Below are 16,855 nucleotides of genomic sequence, written 5' to 3'. Positions count from 1 at the left end.
ACCCGTGCACGCACCGCCACCCGTGCTCGCAGGCCCCGTCACCGGCCGGGTCTCCGGCGAGCGCGAAATCCTGACCGGAACGGAGTTCCTCGCGCGCGTCCACAGCGCCGCCCGCGGTCTGCGGGCCGCGGGGGCATGCGCGGGCGGGCGCGTGGCCGTCGATGTGCACGCCGATGCACCGACCCGCCTGTGCTGGTTCCTCGGCGCGGACCTCCTCGGCGCCGCAACCCTGCTCGTCGAGCCGGCGTGGGCGGACCGGGAACGCGCTGCGGTTCTCGACGACGCGCGCCCGGACGTGCTCGTGGACGGTATCCCGCGGTCCTCCTCCCGGCCGGTGACACCGCAGGGCACCGGCGAAACACCGTTCTACCTGGCCACGACCTCGGGCAGCAGCGGTCGACCAAGAGTACTGATCCGCAGCAGGCGCTCGTGGCAGGACAGCTTCCGGGCCTTCGATCTCGGTGTCACCCCGGGTGGGGAGAGCGTGCTCGTGCCCGGCCCGCTGAGTTCGTCGCTGTTCCTGTTCGCCGCCCTGCACGCGCTGCACGAGGGCCACGACGTGCGCCTGCTCGAACGCTGGTCGGCCACCGAAGCCGCCCGAGCCTGCCGGAGGCACACCGTGATCCACCTGGTGCCCGCGATGCTGGCGGCGCTGCTGGCGGTCCTCGAACGGCGACCGCGGTTGCGTGCGGAATGCACCGTGCACACGGTCGTCTGCGGTGGGGCGCGGGTCGACGACGAGCTGCGGGACCGCCTGACCCGGATCCTCCCCGGATGTGCACTGGTCGAGTACTACGGTTCCGCCGAGCATTCCCTGGTGGCGCTGCGTCGGGACCGCGCCCCGCTGCGCCCGGTCGACGGTGTCGAACTCGACGTCCGGGACGGTGACCGGTCGGTGCCCGCGGGCACGGCCGGTTTGCTGTGGGTACGTTCCCCGCTCGCCTTCGACGGCTATCTCGATGCGGGAGCGGTCCGCTCTCCGGCCGAGGGTGGCTTTTTCAGCGTGGGCGATCGGGCCGTGTGCCACGGGGACGGCACCCTGACCGTACTGGGGCGTGCCGGTGCCACGGTCACCAGCGGTGCCAAGGTGATCGCCGCCGAAGAGGTCGAGGCGGTCCTGCGGGGTGTGGACGGCGTTGCCGATGTCGTGGTCTCCGCCACGCCGCATCCCCGGTTCGGCGCACTGCTGACCGCCGTCGTGGAAACCGCCCCGGACACGCGCCCCCGGTTGGGCGCGCTGCGCGCCCGGACGCGCGCGGAGCTGGAACCGGGCAAGCGCCCCCGGCGCTGGCTGGCCACGGCGGCCCTTCCGCGCACGGCAGCCGGAAAGCCCGCGCGGGCCCGGGTCACCGAGCAGCTGCGCGCGGGAACCCTCGTCGCGGAGGTGCTGTCGTGACGGACCCGAACGCTGCCGTGGTGGTGGCAGCCCGCCGCACCCCGATCGGGGAGGCCGGTGGGACACTGCGGCATCTCGACACCGACCGGCTGGCCGCTGCCGCGCTGGGCACCGCGCTGCACGACGGCGGTGTCGACGAGGTGGCCGACGTGGTGCTGGGCAACACGATGGGACCCGGCGGGAATCCGGCTCGGGTGGCGGCGCTGCGGGCCGGTCTCGACGTGAATGTCCCGGGGATGACGGTCGACCGGCAGTGTGCGAGCGGGCTGAGTGCGATCGTCACGGCTGCGACCATGGTCCGTGCCGGGCTCGGCGAGGCCTGTCTGGCGGGCGGCGTCGAAAGTCCGTCCACCGCACCGTGGCGGGCATGGCGTCCTCGCTCGTCCGCCGAGCCGCCCCGGTTCTACTCCCGGGCTCCGTTCGCCCCACCGGGGATCGGCGATCCGGATATGGGCCCCGCGGCCGACCTGGTCGCCGCCGAATCCGGCGTGTCCCGGCAGCGCCAGGACGCCTTTGCCGCGCGCAGCCATGCCCGCGCCGTGGCGGCGCAGCGCCGCGGGCACTTCGACGCCGAGCTCGTCGAGGTCGGTGGGGTCGGTACCGACGAGCGCCCCCGGGAGAACTTCACGCCCGAGCGGCTCGCCCGGTTCCGCCCGGCCTTCACGCCCGACGGAACCGCCACCGCCGCGAACTCCTGCGGTATCAGTGACGGCGCGGCAGTGGTGCTGCTCACCAGCGAGCACCGTCGCAGACTTCTCGGGCTGCCCGGATTGCGCCTGGTGGACTGGCAGACGTCGGGCATCGATCCGAACCGCCTCGGCCTGGCAGCGGCGCCCGCGATGCGCGCGGTGCTGCAGCGGTACGGGAGCCTGCCGCAGGTCGTGGAGTTCAACGAGGCTTTCGCCGGGCAGGCGTTGGCCTGCCTGGATGCGGCGGGCATCGACGAGGACACGGTCAGCCCGGACGGGGGTGCGATCGCACTCGGACACCCGTGGGGAGCCTCCGGTGCCGTGCTGGTGGTGCGACTGTTCCACCGGATGCTCGCCGATGGGGCGCGAACGGGCCTGGCCGCCCTCTCCTCCGGTGGCGGGCTGGGTGTGGCCACGATGTGGGAGCGAGTGCAGTGATCGAATTCGAGGGGATCGGACACCGTTACGGCGAGCACGCCGTGCTCGACGACGTGACCCTGCGGCTGACCGAGCAGCGGGTCGCCTTCGTCGGGGCGAACGGTTCGGGCAAGTCGACGCTGGCCCGCATGATCAACGGGCTGGTGCATCCCACCGGCGGCCGGGTGCTCGTCGATGGCGTGGACCCGGCGCGGCAGGGCCGCGCGGTCCGCAACCGGGTGGGGTTCGTCTTCACCAATCCCGACAGCCAGATCGTCATGCCCACGGCCGGTGAGGATGTCGCGTTCTCACTGCGCAAGAAGGGTCTGTCCAGAGCCGAGCGGGAACGCCGGGCATCCGGGATGCTCGCCCGGTACGGGCTCGCCGGGTACGAGGAGCACCCGGCACATCAACTCTCCGGCGGGCAGAAGCAGTTGTTGGCGCTGTGCTCGATGCTGGTGCTGGAGCCCGACGTGCTGGTCTGCGACGAACCGACCACACTGCTCGACCTGCGCAACAAGCGGCGCTTCGTCGAACTGCTCGAACAACTCCCCCAGCAGATCGTCCTCGTGACCCACGATCTCGACCTGCTCGGCAACTTCGACCGCGTCGTGGTCCTGGACGAGGGCCGGGTTGCCGCCGACGACCTTCCCGAGCCCGCTCTCGAGCACTATCGGAAGCTGATCAGTTGACTCCACTCGGCCTCTACCAACCCGGCACCAGTGTGCTGCACCGCGCGGCGGCGGGCCACAAGTTCCTGGCATTGCTGGCCTTGGCCGTTCTGATCTTCGTCGTGCACTCGCCGGTCTGGCTCGGCGTGACCGCACTGGCCGTCACGCTGGGCTATCCGGTCGCCCGGGTGTCACCACGGCGTTGTCTGCAGCTCGTGCGCCTGCTGGTACCGGTGCTGGGGCTCGTGTTCGCCGCGCAGTGGTGGCTGGTCGGGTTCGACAGCGCCGCCGTGGTGTGTCTGCGCCTCCTGGTGACTCTGGGTGCTGCTAACCTGTTCACCCTGACGACCAGGGTCGATGATCTGGTCACCGCTGTGGAGCGCGGCCTGCGGCCGACCCGGCGGTTCGGGGTGCGCCCGGAGCGCCTCGGGCTGCTCGTGGGGTTGACCCTGCAGGCTGTCGCGGCGCTGTCGATGATCGCCGGGCAGACCCGCGAGGCGCAGCGAGCGCGCAGTGCCGAGCGTTCGCTGCCCGCATTCGCGGTGCCGTTTCTGATCCGCACGTTGCGCCATGCCGACGAACTCGGTGAGGCACTGGCGGCACGCGGCGTCGACGACGATTAGGGGTGCGTGGCCTCACCTGGTTCGTGGCACTCGTCATATCGAGTGATCCGTGCCGCTCCCCGCTCGTCCCTCGGACGCACGTCACGGCCCTTGCCACCTGCGCTCGCGCACATATTCGCAGCCGCCTTCGCCCCACTGGATCCCCGTCGAGGCGGCAGTGCCGGGCTTGTGCGGCCTCCTCGCCATGGTTAGGGTCCCCAAAGATAAGTAAGGCAAGGCTCACCTACTTGGCGCGTCCGGCAGCCACAGCCGCTGCACAACCGCACCCGGTCGCGCAGTGGCGTTCGCACGGTGACTCCGGCAGCCCCGCGCAGACAGGGCTCCGGGCAACAGTCGCCCCGACAGCGGGGCCGGCAACAGGGACGAGGAAAGCGCGTGACGACCAGTACCCAGCTCGCCGGTGGCAGCAGCGGGCACGAACACCTCCGCCCGCTGATCGACACCGCACTCGACGGCTTCGCCAAAGGCACCATCGAGCGCAACGGCCCGCTGCCCGCCCGCGGCCCCGGCGCGGACGGGCTCCACAGCGGAGCCGGCGGCTTCCCGGAAGGAAGCTGTCCCGAAACCGGGGTGGGATCGGCCCGGGCCCTGACGGAAATGAGCCGGTGGTTCTCCCAACACGCGATCGACCCGGCCGATCCGGCGTGTGCCGCGCACCTGCACACACCACCCCTGGCGGTCGCGGTCGCCGCCGACACCGTGGCCGGGGCGGTGAACTCCTCGCTGGATTCCTGGGACCAGGGACCGTCCGGGGTCGCCATCGAAGCCGAGGTGGTACGTGCGATGACCTCGCTCATCGGGTATTCCCCGGAAACGGCCACCGGAGCGATGACCTCCGGCGGCACCGAGTCCAACCTGACCGGGTTGATGCTGGCCCGCGAGCACGCCGGCCGCGCGGCGAACGATGCCGCAGTCCGGGGGCGGCCGAGGATCCTGTGCTCGGCGGATGCGCACTTCTCGGTGGCCCGCAGCGCCGGAGTGCTCGGGCTCGGTGAGGACGCGGCCGTCGAGGTCGGGCTGGACAGCCGGCGGCGGATGGACCCGGACAGCCTGCGCAGAGCTCTCGACGCTGTGGACGGGGACGGCGATGTCCCCATCGCCGTCGTGGCCACGGCGGGGACGACCGACCTCGGCACCATCGACCCGCTCGCCGAGATCGCCGCGATCACCGAGGCCCGTGGTCTGTGGCTGCACGTGGACGCCGCCTACGGCGGTGGCGCGGTGTTCTCGCGGCGACTGGCGCCGCTGCTGGACGGCCTCGAACGTGCCGACTCGGTGGCCATCGACCTGCACAAGCTGGGGTGGCAACCCGTCGCGGCAGGACTCTTCTGCGTCCGGGACGCCACCCTGTTCGAGCCGCTGCAGCGCCGAGTCGCCTACCTCAACGCCGAGGACGACGAGCAGGCCGGTTACCGCAGCCTGCTCGGCCGCTCGCTGCGCACCACCCGCCGGGCCGACGCGTTCAAGGTCGCGGTGACGCTGCGGGCGTTGGGTCGTGCCGGGCTCGGCGCCCTCGTCGATCGCTGCCACGACCTCGCCCGCCATGCGGCGTCGCGAGTGCGCGGTACCCCTCGGCTCGCTCTCCACAGCGATCCCGCACTGACCACGGTGGTCTTTCGCTACCTGCCGCGTTCCGGCGATCCGGACTCGGTCAATGCCCGGTTGCGCAGGCGCCTGATGGACGAAGGTCGCGCCGTCGTCGGCCGCACCGAGTTCGCCGGGGCGGTCCAGCTCAAGCTCACGCTGCTCAATCCGAACACCACGGAGGCCGACATCGACGCCCTGCTGGACGCCGTTGTCGCCGCCGGAGACAAGGAGTGCGCATGACCGCGGCACCCACCGCACCGATCCGCACGACCGACGAGCGGTCCCCGGAGGACATGGCCGGGACCGCAGCGGTGAACGGGCTGCTCCGCTGCTGGATCCGGGAAAATCGTGTTGCGGTGCCCGAATCCGGGCCCCTGCTGCTGCAACTGCCCACCAGCGGCACCTGCCTGCGCACCGAGGTCCTGTATCGCTCCCCGGCCGGCTTCCATCGCTTCGGGACGACGACGCTGAGCACGGGAACCCCGGTCGATGCCGTGACCATCGCGACACTGCTGGCGCTGGAGGCCTCCGCGGGACGGGCGACGGCGGACGCGGTCGGCGATCTGGTGGCCCGAGTCGCCGACTCGGTGCGACGTGTCCACCTGCACCTGGCCTCGCGCGGCCGGCACGGCTCCGAGCCCGCGGGCACGGCGACACCGTTCCTGGCCGCCGAGCAGGCACTGGTGCTCGGCCACCCGCTGCACCCGGCGCCGAAGAGCCGCATCGGCTGGACCGACACCGAGGCCGAGTGGTTTTCTCCCGAACTGCGCGCGAGTTTCGCGCTGCACTGGTTCGCCGCCGACTCCTCGATCGTCTCGGTATCCGGCGATGTCGCGGAACTGCTCGCGGACTTCGCCCCCGAGGTACCGGAGGGCGCCGTTGCCGTGCCCGCTCACCCGTGGCAGGCGCGTGAGCTGTACGCACGGCCGCACATCAGGCGGTTGCTCGAAGCCGACCTGCTGCGCGACCTCGGGCAGTCGGGTCCGCGGTGGTTTCCGACCGCGTCGTTGCGCACCGTGTACCACCCGCATGCGCCGGTCATGCTGAAGTTCTCCCTCGGCCTGGCCATCACCAATTCCAAGCGGGAGAACCTGCGCAAGGAGCTGCGCCGTGGCGCCGAGATCCACCGGCTGTTCGAGGCCGGGCTGGCCGATGAGCTCGCGCGGGCCCATCCGCGGTTCGGAGTGGTGCGGGATCCGGCCTGGTTGGCCGTGGACGCCCTCGGCGTCGAGGAGAGCGGGCTGGAACTGGTCGTGCGCTCCAACCCCTTCGGCGAGCACGACACGACCGCGGCCACCGGACGCACCGGGTGCGTGGCCGGGTTGCTGGCGGAACGACCCGATCTGGGACGTTCCGAACTCGCCTCGCTCGTCGAGGACCTCGCCGAGCGCACCGGCGCAACCACCCGCGAGATCGCCGAGCAGTGGTGCGCCCGCTACTTCGACGAGGTGATCGCTCCCGTGCTGTGGCTGTACGAGACCCACGGCCTGGGCCTGGAGGCGCATCAGCAGAACACGCTGGTGACCCTCGACGCCGACGGGTGGCCCTGCGGCGGGTGGTACCGCGACAACCAGGGGTACTACCTGTCCGAACGGCGGATCGAGGCGCTGGAACGCTTCCTGCTCGGCGTCGGCGAGGAGGGGGACAACCGCTGCGCCGACGCCGTGATCGACGAACGCCTGGGGTACTACATCGGGATCAACAACCTCCTCGGCGTCGTGGGGGCGTTCGGCTCGCAAGGGCTCGCCGATGAGCAACGCCTGCTCGCCGTGTTCCGCGACCGCCTCCGGAACTTTCCGCACCTGCGGCTGGCCCGGACGCTGGCCGATTCGGCCACGTTGCGCTGCAAGGCCAACCTGCTCACCCGCGTCGACGGGCTCGACGAACTCGTCGGCCCGCTGGAAACCCAGTCCGTGTACTGCGACATCGCCAATCCCCTCGCCGAGGAAGCAATGCTGGAGGCCGGCGAAAACTCATGACGACCTACGACCTTCTCGGTATCGGTGTCGGGCCGTTCAACCTGTCGCTGGCCGCGCTGGCCGATCCCCTCGAGGATGTCTCGACCCTGTTCCTCGAGGAGAAACCGGAATTCTCCTGGCATCCCGGCCTGCTCATCGACGGCACCACCTTGCAGGTGCCGTTCCTGGCCGATCCGGTCACGCTCGCGGACCCGACGAGTCAGTGGTCCTTCTTGGCCTATCTCGCCGAGCACGAGCGGCTGTACCCGTTCTACTTCGCCGAGAATTTCCACATCTCCCGCCGGGAGTACGACCACTACTGCCGCTGGGTGTCCGAAGAGCTGCCGTCCTGCCGCTTCGGACAGCGGGTCACGGCGGTGCACTGGGACGCAGACGGCGAGGTGTTCCGGGTCGAGGCCCAGGACGTGCACACGGACCGGTGCGAGACGTTCGCCGCGCGCAACGTCGTGCTCGGTGTGGGCACCGAACCGGTCGTTCCCGCTCCACTGCGCGGCCTGCCGGACAAAGAGGTCTTCCACAGTTCGTCCTATTTGGATAATGCCGAGTCGCTGCACGAGGCCGGCGACATCACCGTGCTCGGGTCGGGACAGTCCGGCGCGGAGGTCTTCCTGGACCTGCTGCGATCACCGCACGCACCGGGACAGACCCTGCGCTGGTTGACCCGGTCCCGGGCATTCGCGCCGATGGAGTACTCCAAGCTGGGCCTCGAGCACTTCACCCCCGACTACACCCGGTATTTCCGGTCCCTGCCGCAACACACCCGTGACAGTGTCCTCGCCGGGCAAGGACAGCTCTACAAGGCCAGCAGCGCCGGGACGCTGGCCGCCATCCACGACGTCCTCTACGAGCGCGGAGTCGGTGGCCGGGACCCGGACGTGACCATGATGCCCAACGTGGCCGTCACGCAGGCCCACCGCGGCGACGATGCCATCGAGCTGACCTGTCACCATACCGAGCAGGACCGGGAGTTCACCGTCCACACACAACGGCTCGTCCTGGCCACCGGGTATGCGGCGCGGCGGCCGTCCTGCCTCGACCCGCTGACCGACGTGGTGTGCTGGGACTCTTCCGGACGCTACCGGGTTTCCGACGACTACCGTGTCGCGCTCGACGACGCGGTGACCGGCGGCCTGTACGTGCAGAACGCCGAGATGCACACCCACGGTGTCGGAGCCCCGGATCTCGGCCTGGGAGCCCACCGAGCGTCGGTCATCCTCAACGCCGTGACCGGTCGGGACGCCTACCCGCTCGCTCGCAGGGGTGCCTTCACCACTTTCGGCCTCGACTGAGGTTCAGCGGCCACCACAGCACGTCACAACAATCAACTCACCTTCTGCAGGAGGTTTCGATGTCCCTGTCGGTGCCGGACGAGCTCACCGCCGACAACTGGCGGCGCGCCGGGCGAGAACTGCTCGCCAAGACCCTGGCCGAACTGTCCTACGAGCAGTTGCTCGAACCGGTCGGGACACGACCGGGCCATTACCGCCTCGACCTGCCCGGCGCGGTCTCCTACGCGTTCTCCGCGGACGGAGGTGCCTTCGGGCACTGGCGCGTGGACCCCACCTCGATCACGAGAACAGCCGCCGGAACCGAAGAACCGGCCGACGACCCGCTGCAGTTCCTGCTCGATGCCCGCACCGTGCTGGGGATCAGTGGGGACACCGCCGGACACCTGGCCCGCGAGCTGACCGCGACCCTGACCGCCGATGCCCGGTTGCTCGGTCCCGACGCGGTGACGGCTGCCGAGCTGGCGGATCTCGGCTACATCGATCTGGAAGGCCACCAGACGGGACACCCCTGGCTGGTGCCGAACAAGGGCCGCATGGGTTTTTCCGCCTCGGACGCCGCGCACTACGCTCCCGAGGCGCGCCGAGAGCACCGGCTGCCGTGGATCGCCGTGCATCATTCACTCGCCGAGTACCGGGCGGTGGAGGGTCTGTCCCGCGACGAGCTCCTCGGCGGCGAGCTGGACGACGATACCCGGCAGCGGTTCACCGAGGAGCTGACCGGCCGTGGCCTGACCCCGCAGGACTACATCTGGATGCCCGTGCATCCCTGGCAGTGGGATGAGGTCGTGCTGCCAACCTTCACACCGCAGATCGCGGCGCAGCGGATCGTGCCGCTCGGTGAAGGTCCCGATCGCTACCGCGCCCAGCAGTCCATCCGCACTTTCGCCAACCTCGACCGACCCGAGCAGCACTACGTCAAGCTGCCGCTGTCGATCCTGAACACGCTGGTGTGGCGAGGGTTGCCGACCGAGCGCACCGTGGCCGCCCCGGCCGTGACCTCGTGGATGCTCGGGATCGCCGAGACCGACGAGTTCCTCCGGGACGACACGCGTGCCGTGCTGCTCGGCGAGGTGGCCTCGGTGACCGTGCAGCATCCCGTCCTGGAGCGCATCGACGACGTGCCGTACCAGTACCGCGAGCTGCTCGGCACCATCTGGCGGCAATCCCTGGCGAACAAGCTCGACTCCGGTGAGCGCGCCCGCACTCTGGCCTCTCTGCTGCACGTCGACGCCCACGGCCGGGCATTCGTCACCGAACTGGTCGAGCGCTCCGGGTTGGATGCCGAAACCTGGCTGCAGCGTCTGTTCGGTGCCCTGCTGCCCGCCCTGCTGCACTTCCTGTACCGGTACGGCGTGGTGTTCTCCCCGCACGGCGAGAACACGATCGTCGTGTTCGACGAGCACGACGTACCCGCCAGGTTGGCGGTCAAGGACTTCGTCGACGACGTCAACATCAGTGCCGATCCGCTCCCCGAGCTGGCGGACCTGCCCGCCGAGGTGGATGCGGCGCTGCTGCGCGAGCCCCCGGAGTTCTTGCGCCAATTCATCCAAAGTGGCCTGTTCGTCGGCCACTTCCGCTATCTCGCTCCGCTGGTCGCCGACCACCTCGGCGTGCCGCAGGAGCGGTTCTGGACGATGGTGCGCGAGGAGGTTCTCGCCTACCAGAAGCGTTTCCCCGAACTCGCCGAACGATTCGCGATGTTCGACCTGTTCACTCCGGAGATCGAGCGGCTCTGCCTGAACCGCAACCGCCTGTTGCTCGACGCCTACCGGGATCGCCCCGAGCGCCCGCACGCGGCCGTGCACGGGCACGTCCCCAATCCGCTGCACTCACCCTGACGGCATCCCGCATTCGGTCGCACCGCACCATTCATCCCGGCCACTGCGCGAGCACGGTGACGGTACCCGGGTCGATCTCGGTGAAGCCCGCGTCGCGGACAGCGGCGACACCGTGCTCGCGCCAGGCCGGCTCCGGGGCATCGCCGGGCTGCATGGCGCGCCAGCTCGCCGCATCCGGTGTCCGCACCGCGCACGGGAATCCTTCCTTCGCCCATGCGTCCAGCGCGGCATCCTGCCCCGAACCGTGCAGCAGCGCCGCCAGGATCATGGTGGCGTGGCCGACCTGGGCGGCGGACTTGCCCGCGCTCATCTCGATGTCGGGATTGAGCCACAGTCTCGGTACGCCGGGCACGGGCGAGCCCGGCTCGCCGGGCTCGACCTCGCTGCCGGAGATCTGCAGGCGGGTGAGTTCCTTGGGCATCTCGGACAGGCGCATCGGCAGGAACGCGCGCACCTGCGCATTGCCCACGGTGACCGTGTGCCCCGGCAGCGATTGCACCGCGTTCCAGTGCGAACCCCGAGCGCGCCGTGCGACCTTGCGGATACGGTCGGCCACCCAGGCACCCACCGCCTCGCGCCACTCGCCTCCGGGGCCGCACCGCTCGTCCAGGCACACCGCGACGGCCGCCGAGCCCGCCGCCTGCAGCATGTCCGTGCGGGCGGGTGGATCGTTGCGTTCGATCCGCAGCACCATCGGCATCAGGATGACGTTGTCCGGATCCTCGTCCGAAGTGTCGGCCGTCGACTCGTCGGGCAGCTCCAGCCACGAGGCGTAGCGGGCGGTCAACGGCTCGAGCACGGAAGCAGCATCTGTCACGTTCCCGATTATCCGCACCGGATTCCTCCCGCCCGGCCCCGCAGGTGGCCCTGACATCACCGAACACCACAGCAAGTCCGCTGGGACGATCACCGCCACCGGCCGGAGCAAGAGCGCACGTCCCGCATCGATGCACGTTGTGCAGGTTTGTGTGTAGTCTGACCGGCTTCGAGCAGGCCCGGGCCGTGTTGGCCGATTCTCGTTTCAGTTCCGACCAAGGTCCGCCACCGCGACGCCACCCAGATGCAGCCGCACGAGGTCGCCGAGAGGGCGACAGCGGCAGAGCCCGCCGAGGAGGTGCCGCTGCGCAACGACATGCTGATCTTCGGCGTGCACTCGCTGCCCGTCACCTGGGCCTGAGCGGGTACCGAGCGTGGAAACCCCGCACCGCGATGCAAGCCCGTCCGCGGACCCCTCAAGCCGCCGCACGCATCTGCGTGGACTGCACGCGGACGTTGCCCAGCCAGGCGACCAGCAGTGAAGCGGCGGCGATGCCCGCGGCGATACCGAGGATGTGAACCAGCATCCCCGCCACCCCGCCGACCTCCACGGGCTGCAGGAACGGGTACGGGTACCAGCCGATCACCGCGCCCCGCACCAATGAGTAGGCCAGGTAGAGCACCGGAACACCACTCCAGGCCAGCGCTTTGCCGTATCCGAGGTGTCGCTGCGGGCGGATCACGAGCCAGTCGACGAACAGGGCGGCCGGCATCACCCTGTGGAGGACGGTGTTGACCCACGGCAATGTCAGACCAGGATCACCCGTATCGAGCAGGATGGCGTACACGAGCCCCGTCGTGGCCATGTAGACGACCATCGCTGCCCGCACCCACTCCAGGCGCGGGTGGCGCGTGCCGGGAAGAGCCCCCAGAGCGACCAGGAGCAGTCCCACCGCGATGTTGCTCAGGATGGTGAAGTAGCTGAAGAAGTTCACCGGGGAGAACCCGGGCAGGGTGGCCTCATGGGTGAACTGCGTGCCCACGGCGAGCAGGGCAAGCCCACCGAGCAGCAACCGGACCGCCCGGACCGGCCATATCCAGGATGCCAACACCGGGACACCTCTTACACGTCGAGCGGGACGCGGCGCAGGACACCGTCCGCCGCATCCGCGGCCTCCACCTCCGCCCGCGTCACCCCGAGCACGAACAGCACGGCATCGAGGAACGGGTACGACAGGGCGGTGTCGGCGATCTCGCGCAGCGCCGGCTTGGCGTTGAACGCCACACCGAGCCCGGCGGCCGAGAGCATGTCCATGTCGTTGGCGCCGTCTCCCACGGCCACGCACTGCCCGATCGGCACGTTGAACTCCTCGGCGAACCGGTGCAGCGCCCGTGCCTTGCCCGGCCGGTCGACGATCTCACCCACGACTCTGCCGGTGAGCTTGCCGTCGACGACCTCGAGATCGTTGGCCGCACTGAAATCCAGCCCCAGATCGTCCACCAGCTGGTCGATGATCCGGGTGAATCCACCGGAGACCACACCGGTGTGGTACCCGAGGCGCCGCAGCGTGCGAATCGTGGTCCGTGCTCCCGGAGTCAACTCCAGGTCGGCAGCGACCTCGTCCATCACCGTGGCGGGCAACCCTTCCAGCACGGCCACGCGTCGCCTCAGCGACTCGGCGAAATCCAGCTCCCCGAGCATGGCCTGCTCGGTGACCCGGCGTACTTCTTCCTCGCGTCCCGCCTTGGCCGCGAGCATCTCGATGACCTCGCCCTGGATCAGGGTCGAGTCGACGTCGAAAACCACCAGCCGCTTGGCGCGGCGGGTCAGCCCGGCACGCTCCACGGCCACGTCGACCCCGAGCCCGGCGGAGAGGTTCGCCATCTCGGAGGTGAGGGTGGCGTCGGTGTCCTCTCCCGTGTCCGGCGCGGTGACCTGAAGCTCCAGTCCGGTGACGGGATAGTCGGCAACGCGCTGGATCGAGTCGATGTTGACGTCGATCGCGGCCAATCGACGTGCGACCTCGGAAAAGCTCCGTGCTGTCACCGGCTGGCCGAGCACGACCACGACATGGGTGGATCCCAGCTTGTCGGCCTCGCCGTCCTCGGCGCCGATCTCGATGTCCACCGCCATGCCGACGCTGGCCATCGCCTGCTCGACCGACTCCTGCAGCTGCTCGGGGTCATACTCGGTGGATACCAGCACCCCGAGCACCAGCCGGTCGCGGATCACCACCTGCTCCACGTCGAGCACGTCCACCCCGTGCCTGGTGAGTGCGGCGAACAGGACCGAGGTGACCCCCGGTTTGTCCTTGCCGGTCACGGTCATCAGCACGGTGGTGGGATTCGGCGTGGTCACGACTGACGGCACTCCCTCGAGTATTCGACTCATCACGGTTCGCACACTCGAACAAAGGCGAGCCCCGGGGAACGGCCATGGGCCGTCCACCGGGGCTCGGCATCGAGCTCACCCACCCTGACACAACAGCGTGTCGTGGGGCTATGTCCGACGTCACTCCTCCCGCGGATCACGGTCGCCGCCCTGCTCCGGGGGAACCGTGAGCTGGGCAGCATGCTCGGAAGGTGCGGCGGAGTGCGCCAACGGCTTACCGGTCAAACCGACATGGGCCTCCAGCCGCATCCGCTCGGCCATGTGCGGGTAGTGCAGCTCGAAAGCCGGGCGGTTCGAGCGGATGCGGGGCAGCTCGGTGAAGTTGTGCCGCGGCGGCGGGCAGGAGGTGGCCCACTCCAGCGAGTTGCCGTAGCCCCACGGGTCATCGACATTGGCCATCTCACCGTAACGGTAGCTTTTGAACACGTTCCACAAGAACGGCAGCATCGAGGCACCCAGGATGAACGCGCCGATCGTGGACACCATGTTCAGCGTGGTGAAGCCGTCCGAGGGCAGGTAGTCGGCGTAGCGCCGGGGCATGCCCTCGTTGCCCAGCCAGTGCTGGACGAGGAACGTGAGGTGAAAGCCGAGGAACGTCAACCAGAAGTGCAGCTTGCCCAGCCGCTCGTCCATCATCCGGCCGGTCATCTTCGGGAACCAGAAGTAGATCCCGGCGAAAGTGGCGAACACGATCGTGCCGTAGAGCACGTAGTGGAAGTGCGCCACCACGAAATAGGTGTCCGAGACGTGGAAGTCGATCGGCGGCGAGGCCAGCAGCACACCGGTGAGTCCGCCGAGCAGGAAGGTCACCAGGAATCCGACGCTGAACAGCATCGGCGACTCGAAGGTGAGCTGGCCGCGCCACATCGTTCCGACCCAGTTGAAGAACTTCATTCCCGTGGGAATGGCGATCAAGAACGTGGTGAAGGCGAAGAACGGCAGCAGTACCGCGCCGGTGGCGTACATGTGGTGGGCCCACACCACGATCGACAGGGCGGCGATGCCGAGCGTGGCGTAGATCAGGCCGGTGTAGCCGAACAGCGGCTTGCGGCTGAACACCGGGAAGATCTCGGTGACGATGCCGAAGAACGGCAGCGCCACGATGTAGACCTCGGGGTGGCCGAAGAACCAGAACAGGTGCTGCCACAGGATGACACCGCCGTTGGCGGGGTCGAACACGTGCGCTCCCAGGTGCCGGTCGGCCAGCAGTCCCGCCAGCGCCGCGGTCAGGATCGGGAAGGCCATGAGGATGAGCACGCTCGTCACGAGGATGTTCCACGTGAAGATCGGCATCCGCCACATCGTCATGCCCGGCGCGCGCATGCACACCACCGAGGTGATCATGTTGACGCCGCCGAGGATCGTGCCCAGACCGCTGACGAGCAGCCCGGTGATCCACAGGTCCGCACCGATGCCCGGCGAGTAGATGCTGTTCGACAACGGGGTGTAGGCGAACCAGCCGAAGTCGGCGGCGCCTCCGGGAGCGAGGAACCCCCCGATCACGATGAGTCCGCCGAACAGGTACAGCCAGTACGAGAACGCGTTGAGCCGCGGGAAGGCGACGTCGGGCGCGCCGATCTGCAGCGGCAGGATGTAGTTGGCGAAACCGAACAGCACCGGCGTCGCATACAGCAGCAGCATGATCGTGCCGTGCATGGTGAACAGCTGGTTGTACTGCTCCTCCGACAGGAACTGCATCCCCGGTACCGCGAGTTCACCCCTGATCAGCATGGCCATCAGGCCGCCGACCAGGAAGAAACCCATCGACGTGGTCAGGTAGAGGATTCCGATCTGCTTGGGGTCCGTGACGCGGAGCAGCCGCAGCACAGCGGACCCCTTCGATGTGTTGCGCACCGGTTGTGGGCGCGTGGCGATCGGCTGTGGCGCGACGGCCGTCACGGTGCCTCCTGCACTGCCTCAATACGTTCCGGGCCCGGTTCGGGCCCGCCGACCCGGGTGGGTCGGTGATTCCGGCAGCCCGTACCCGAATGAAGGTCACGATCGCTGCCGCCTGCGGATAGTAGCCCGGCCGGTTCACTGCTGTGCGACCGGGCCGTAGTCACCCTAGTTATCCGGCGACGGCCGGTCATCGGGTTGAGATCCACGCGACACGCTCGGCCGGATCTTTCGCCGAGTCCTCTTCGCCCGGATCCGGCCGAGCCCGCGAGCACGCCTCCGCGCGATTGCGCGAGCGCCGTCGGGTTACGCTACGGAAAACAGCTCCGTGGAGCCGTGGACGGTTCCACGGGCAAGACCGTTCACAGCCCGTCGCGATCACCGAGGCCGCCGGCGCGGGATTCGGCAGCACGGATTCACACGGGCACGAGCACCACCACACCCGGAGGCGAAGCAACGGTGCGCAAGAGCACGATCACCGGTGCGCTGGCGGCTGCCGGCATTGCACTCGCAGGCTGCAGTCCGTCCGAGGCACCCAGCCCCATGCCACCCGCCCCGGGCACACCGCCGCCGCCCAGCGCCATCGCTCCCGCGGAGGGATCCCAGGACGGGGACGAGACCAGAAACGTCAACACCGACCTGCAGTTCGCCCAGGAGATGCTTGCCCTCCACGAGGTGGAGCTGCAGCTGCTGGAGGCCGGTGAGGCCAACGTGAGCAGGCAGTGGGTCGCGGATCTGGCGCAGCAGTTCGAGCACGAGCACGGGCCGCGGATCGAGGAGATCCGGAACTGGCTGCGCGAGCACGGACAGTCCGATGCCCCGCCGCAGAACGTCGGCCCGGGCGAGGATGCGCAGGCGCCGAATGTGGGCGCCGGCGAACTGCTGAGCAAGTTGGAGGAGGCCCAGCAGGGCCGGGTCGCACGGCTGTGGATCCAGGGCATGCTGACCCACACGCAGAAGGTCGTGGACGCCGCCACGACGGAGATCAACGAGGGCACGGATCCGCAGTTGCGCTCGATCGCCGAGCAGATCAAAAACGATCGCCAGGCCGATATCCGGGAGCTGCGGCAACGGCTGGAGACCCTGTAGCGGGTCCTAATGAGGTCTTTCAGAATGGCTTTTGCACGAGTGCTCAGCCTGAGCAGGGTGACCACCTCCGGCTTTTCAGATGGATGCATTGCAAGGCAGGGGGCCACGTGATGTAGGTGGCTACCTGATGTGGCCTCCAACGCCGCAAGGCGCCATCTGAGAAGGCGGTTCACCGACCACCGCGCCAGGTCACAGCGAAAGCTAACCTGGGAGCGCCCGGCCACCGTCGGCCG

Annotated in this window: 13 protein-coding genes; 9 read left to right on the top strand and 4 right to left on the bottom strand. The window is 69.3% G+C overall.

Annotation, left to right across the window (positions count from 1 at the left end; all coding sequences use genetic code 11):
- Positions 1-4 precede the first annotated feature (4 nt).
- The 8 genes from DFQ14_RS13840 (at position 5) to DFQ14_RS13805 (ending at position 10,489) form a co-directional block, all read left to right on the top strand.
- Complete coding sequence (locus DFQ14_RS13840; protein ID WP_114453682.1) at positions 5-1,396, top strand: AMP-binding protein; 1,392 nt, start codon at positions 5-7, stop codon at positions 1,394-1,396.
- Complete coding sequence (locus tag DFQ14_RS13835) at positions 1,393-2,523, top strand: thiolase family protein (protein ID WP_246195514.1); 1,131 nt, start codon at positions 1,393-1,395, stop codon at positions 2,521-2,523. The genes DFQ14_RS13840 and DFQ14_RS13835 overlap by 4 nt, the downstream gene beginning before the upstream one ends.
- Complete coding sequence (locus DFQ14_RS13830; RefSeq protein ID WP_114453681.1) at positions 2,520-3,194, top strand: energy-coupling factor ABC transporter ATP-binding protein; 675 nt, start codon at positions 2,520-2,522, stop codon at positions 3,192-3,194. The genes DFQ14_RS13835 and DFQ14_RS13830 overlap by 4 nt, the downstream gene beginning before the upstream one ends.
- A complete protein-coding gene (locus tag DFQ14_RS13825; protein WP_114453680.1) occupies positions 3,191-3,796 on the top strand; it encodes an energy-coupling factor transporter transmembrane component T family protein in 606 nt (201 codons plus the stop codon). Before DFQ14_RS13830 ends, DFQ14_RS13825 begins: the two co-directional genes overlap by 4 nt.
- Before the next feature lie 375 nt (positions 3,797-4,171).
- On the top strand, positions 4,172-5,623 hold the full coding sequence (locus DFQ14_RS13820; RefSeq protein WP_114453679.1) for a pyridoxal phosphate-dependent decarboxylase family protein: 1,452 nt from the start codon (positions 4,172-4,174) through the stop codon (positions 5,621-5,623).
- Complete coding sequence (locus tag DFQ14_RS13815; RefSeq protein ID WP_114453678.1) at positions 5,620-7,362, top strand: IucA/IucC family protein; 1,743 nt, start codon at positions 5,620-5,622, stop codon at positions 7,360-7,362. The genes DFQ14_RS13820 and DFQ14_RS13815 overlap by 4 nt, the downstream gene beginning before the upstream one ends.
- Positions 7,359-8,651, top strand: coding sequence for a lysine N(6)-hydroxylase/L-ornithine N(5)-oxygenase family protein (locus DFQ14_RS13810; protein WP_114453677.1), 1,293 nt, complete (start codon positions 7,359-7,361; stop codon positions 8,649-8,651). Before DFQ14_RS13815 ends, DFQ14_RS13810 begins: the two co-directional genes overlap by 4 nt.
- A gap of 59 nt (positions 8,652-8,710) precedes the next feature.
- On the top strand, positions 8,711-10,489 hold the full coding sequence (locus DFQ14_RS13805; RefSeq protein ID WP_114453676.1) for an IucA/IucC family protein: 1,779 nt from the start codon (positions 8,711-8,713) through the stop codon (positions 10,487-10,489).
- 31 nt (positions 10,490-10,520) lie between these two features.
- Here DFQ14_RS13805 and DFQ14_RS13800 read toward each other — a convergent pair whose 3' ends face one another.
- The 4 genes from DFQ14_RS13800 to ctaD form a co-directional block, all read right to left on the bottom strand.
- Positions 10,521-11,306, bottom strand: coding sequence for an aminoacyl-tRNA hydrolase (locus DFQ14_RS13800; RefSeq protein ID WP_114453675.1), 786 nt, complete (start codon positions 11,304-11,306; stop codon positions 10,521-10,523).
- A 415-nt stretch (positions 11,307-11,721) separates the two neighbouring features.
- Entirely contained in the window at positions 11,722-12,357 is a 636-nt protein-coding gene (locus DFQ14_RS13795) for a Pr6Pr family membrane protein (RefSeq protein ID WP_114453674.1), read from the bottom strand.
- An 11-nt stretch (positions 12,358-12,368) separates the two neighbouring features.
- On the bottom strand, positions 12,369-13,604 hold the full coding sequence (serB, locus tag DFQ14_RS13790; RefSeq protein ID WP_114453673.1) for a phosphoserine phosphatase SerB: 1,236 nt from the start codon (positions 13,602-13,604) through the stop codon (positions 12,369-12,371).
- 153 nt (positions 13,605-13,757) lie between these two features.
- Positions 13,758-15,536 (bottom strand): aa3-type cytochrome oxidase subunit I, encoded by a 1,779-nt coding sequence (gene ctaD / locus DFQ14_RS13785; protein ID WP_114453672.1) that lies wholly within the window; start codon positions 15,534-15,536, stop codon positions 13,758-13,760.
- Between the two features lie 456 nt (positions 15,537-15,992).
- On the opposite strand from ctaD, the gene DFQ14_RS13780 reads away from it, so the two are divergent.
- Entirely contained in the window at positions 15,993-16,622 is a 630-nt protein-coding gene (locus tag DFQ14_RS13780; protein WP_114453671.1) for a DUF305 domain-containing protein, read from the top strand.
- The last annotated feature ends 233 nt before the right edge of the window (positions 16,623-16,855 follow it).

Origin of the sequence: Halopolyspora algeriensis (assembly GCF_003337235.1) — a bacterium.
GTDB lineage: Bacteria > Actinomycetota > Actinomycetes > Mycobacteriales > Pseudonocardiaceae > Haloactinomyces > Haloactinomyces algeriensis.
The sequence above is the reverse complement of the archived record's forward strand: the minus strand, read 5'-3'. Positions and strand labels throughout refer to the sequence as shown.

Bases quoted from the DNA above. Each gene is read 5' to 3' on its own strand.
- DFQ14_RS13815 (WP_114453678.1), top strand. From the start codon at position 5,620: ATGACCGCGGCACCCACCGCACCGATCCGCACGACCGACGAGCGGTCC.
- DFQ14_RS13810 (WP_114453677.1), top strand. From the start codon at position 7,359: ATGACGACCTACGACCTTCTCGGTATCGGTGTCGGGCCGTTCAACCTG.
- DFQ14_RS13805 (WP_114453676.1), top strand. From the start codon at position 8,711: ATGTCCCTGTCGGTGCCGGACGAGCTCACCGCCGACAACTGGCGGCGC.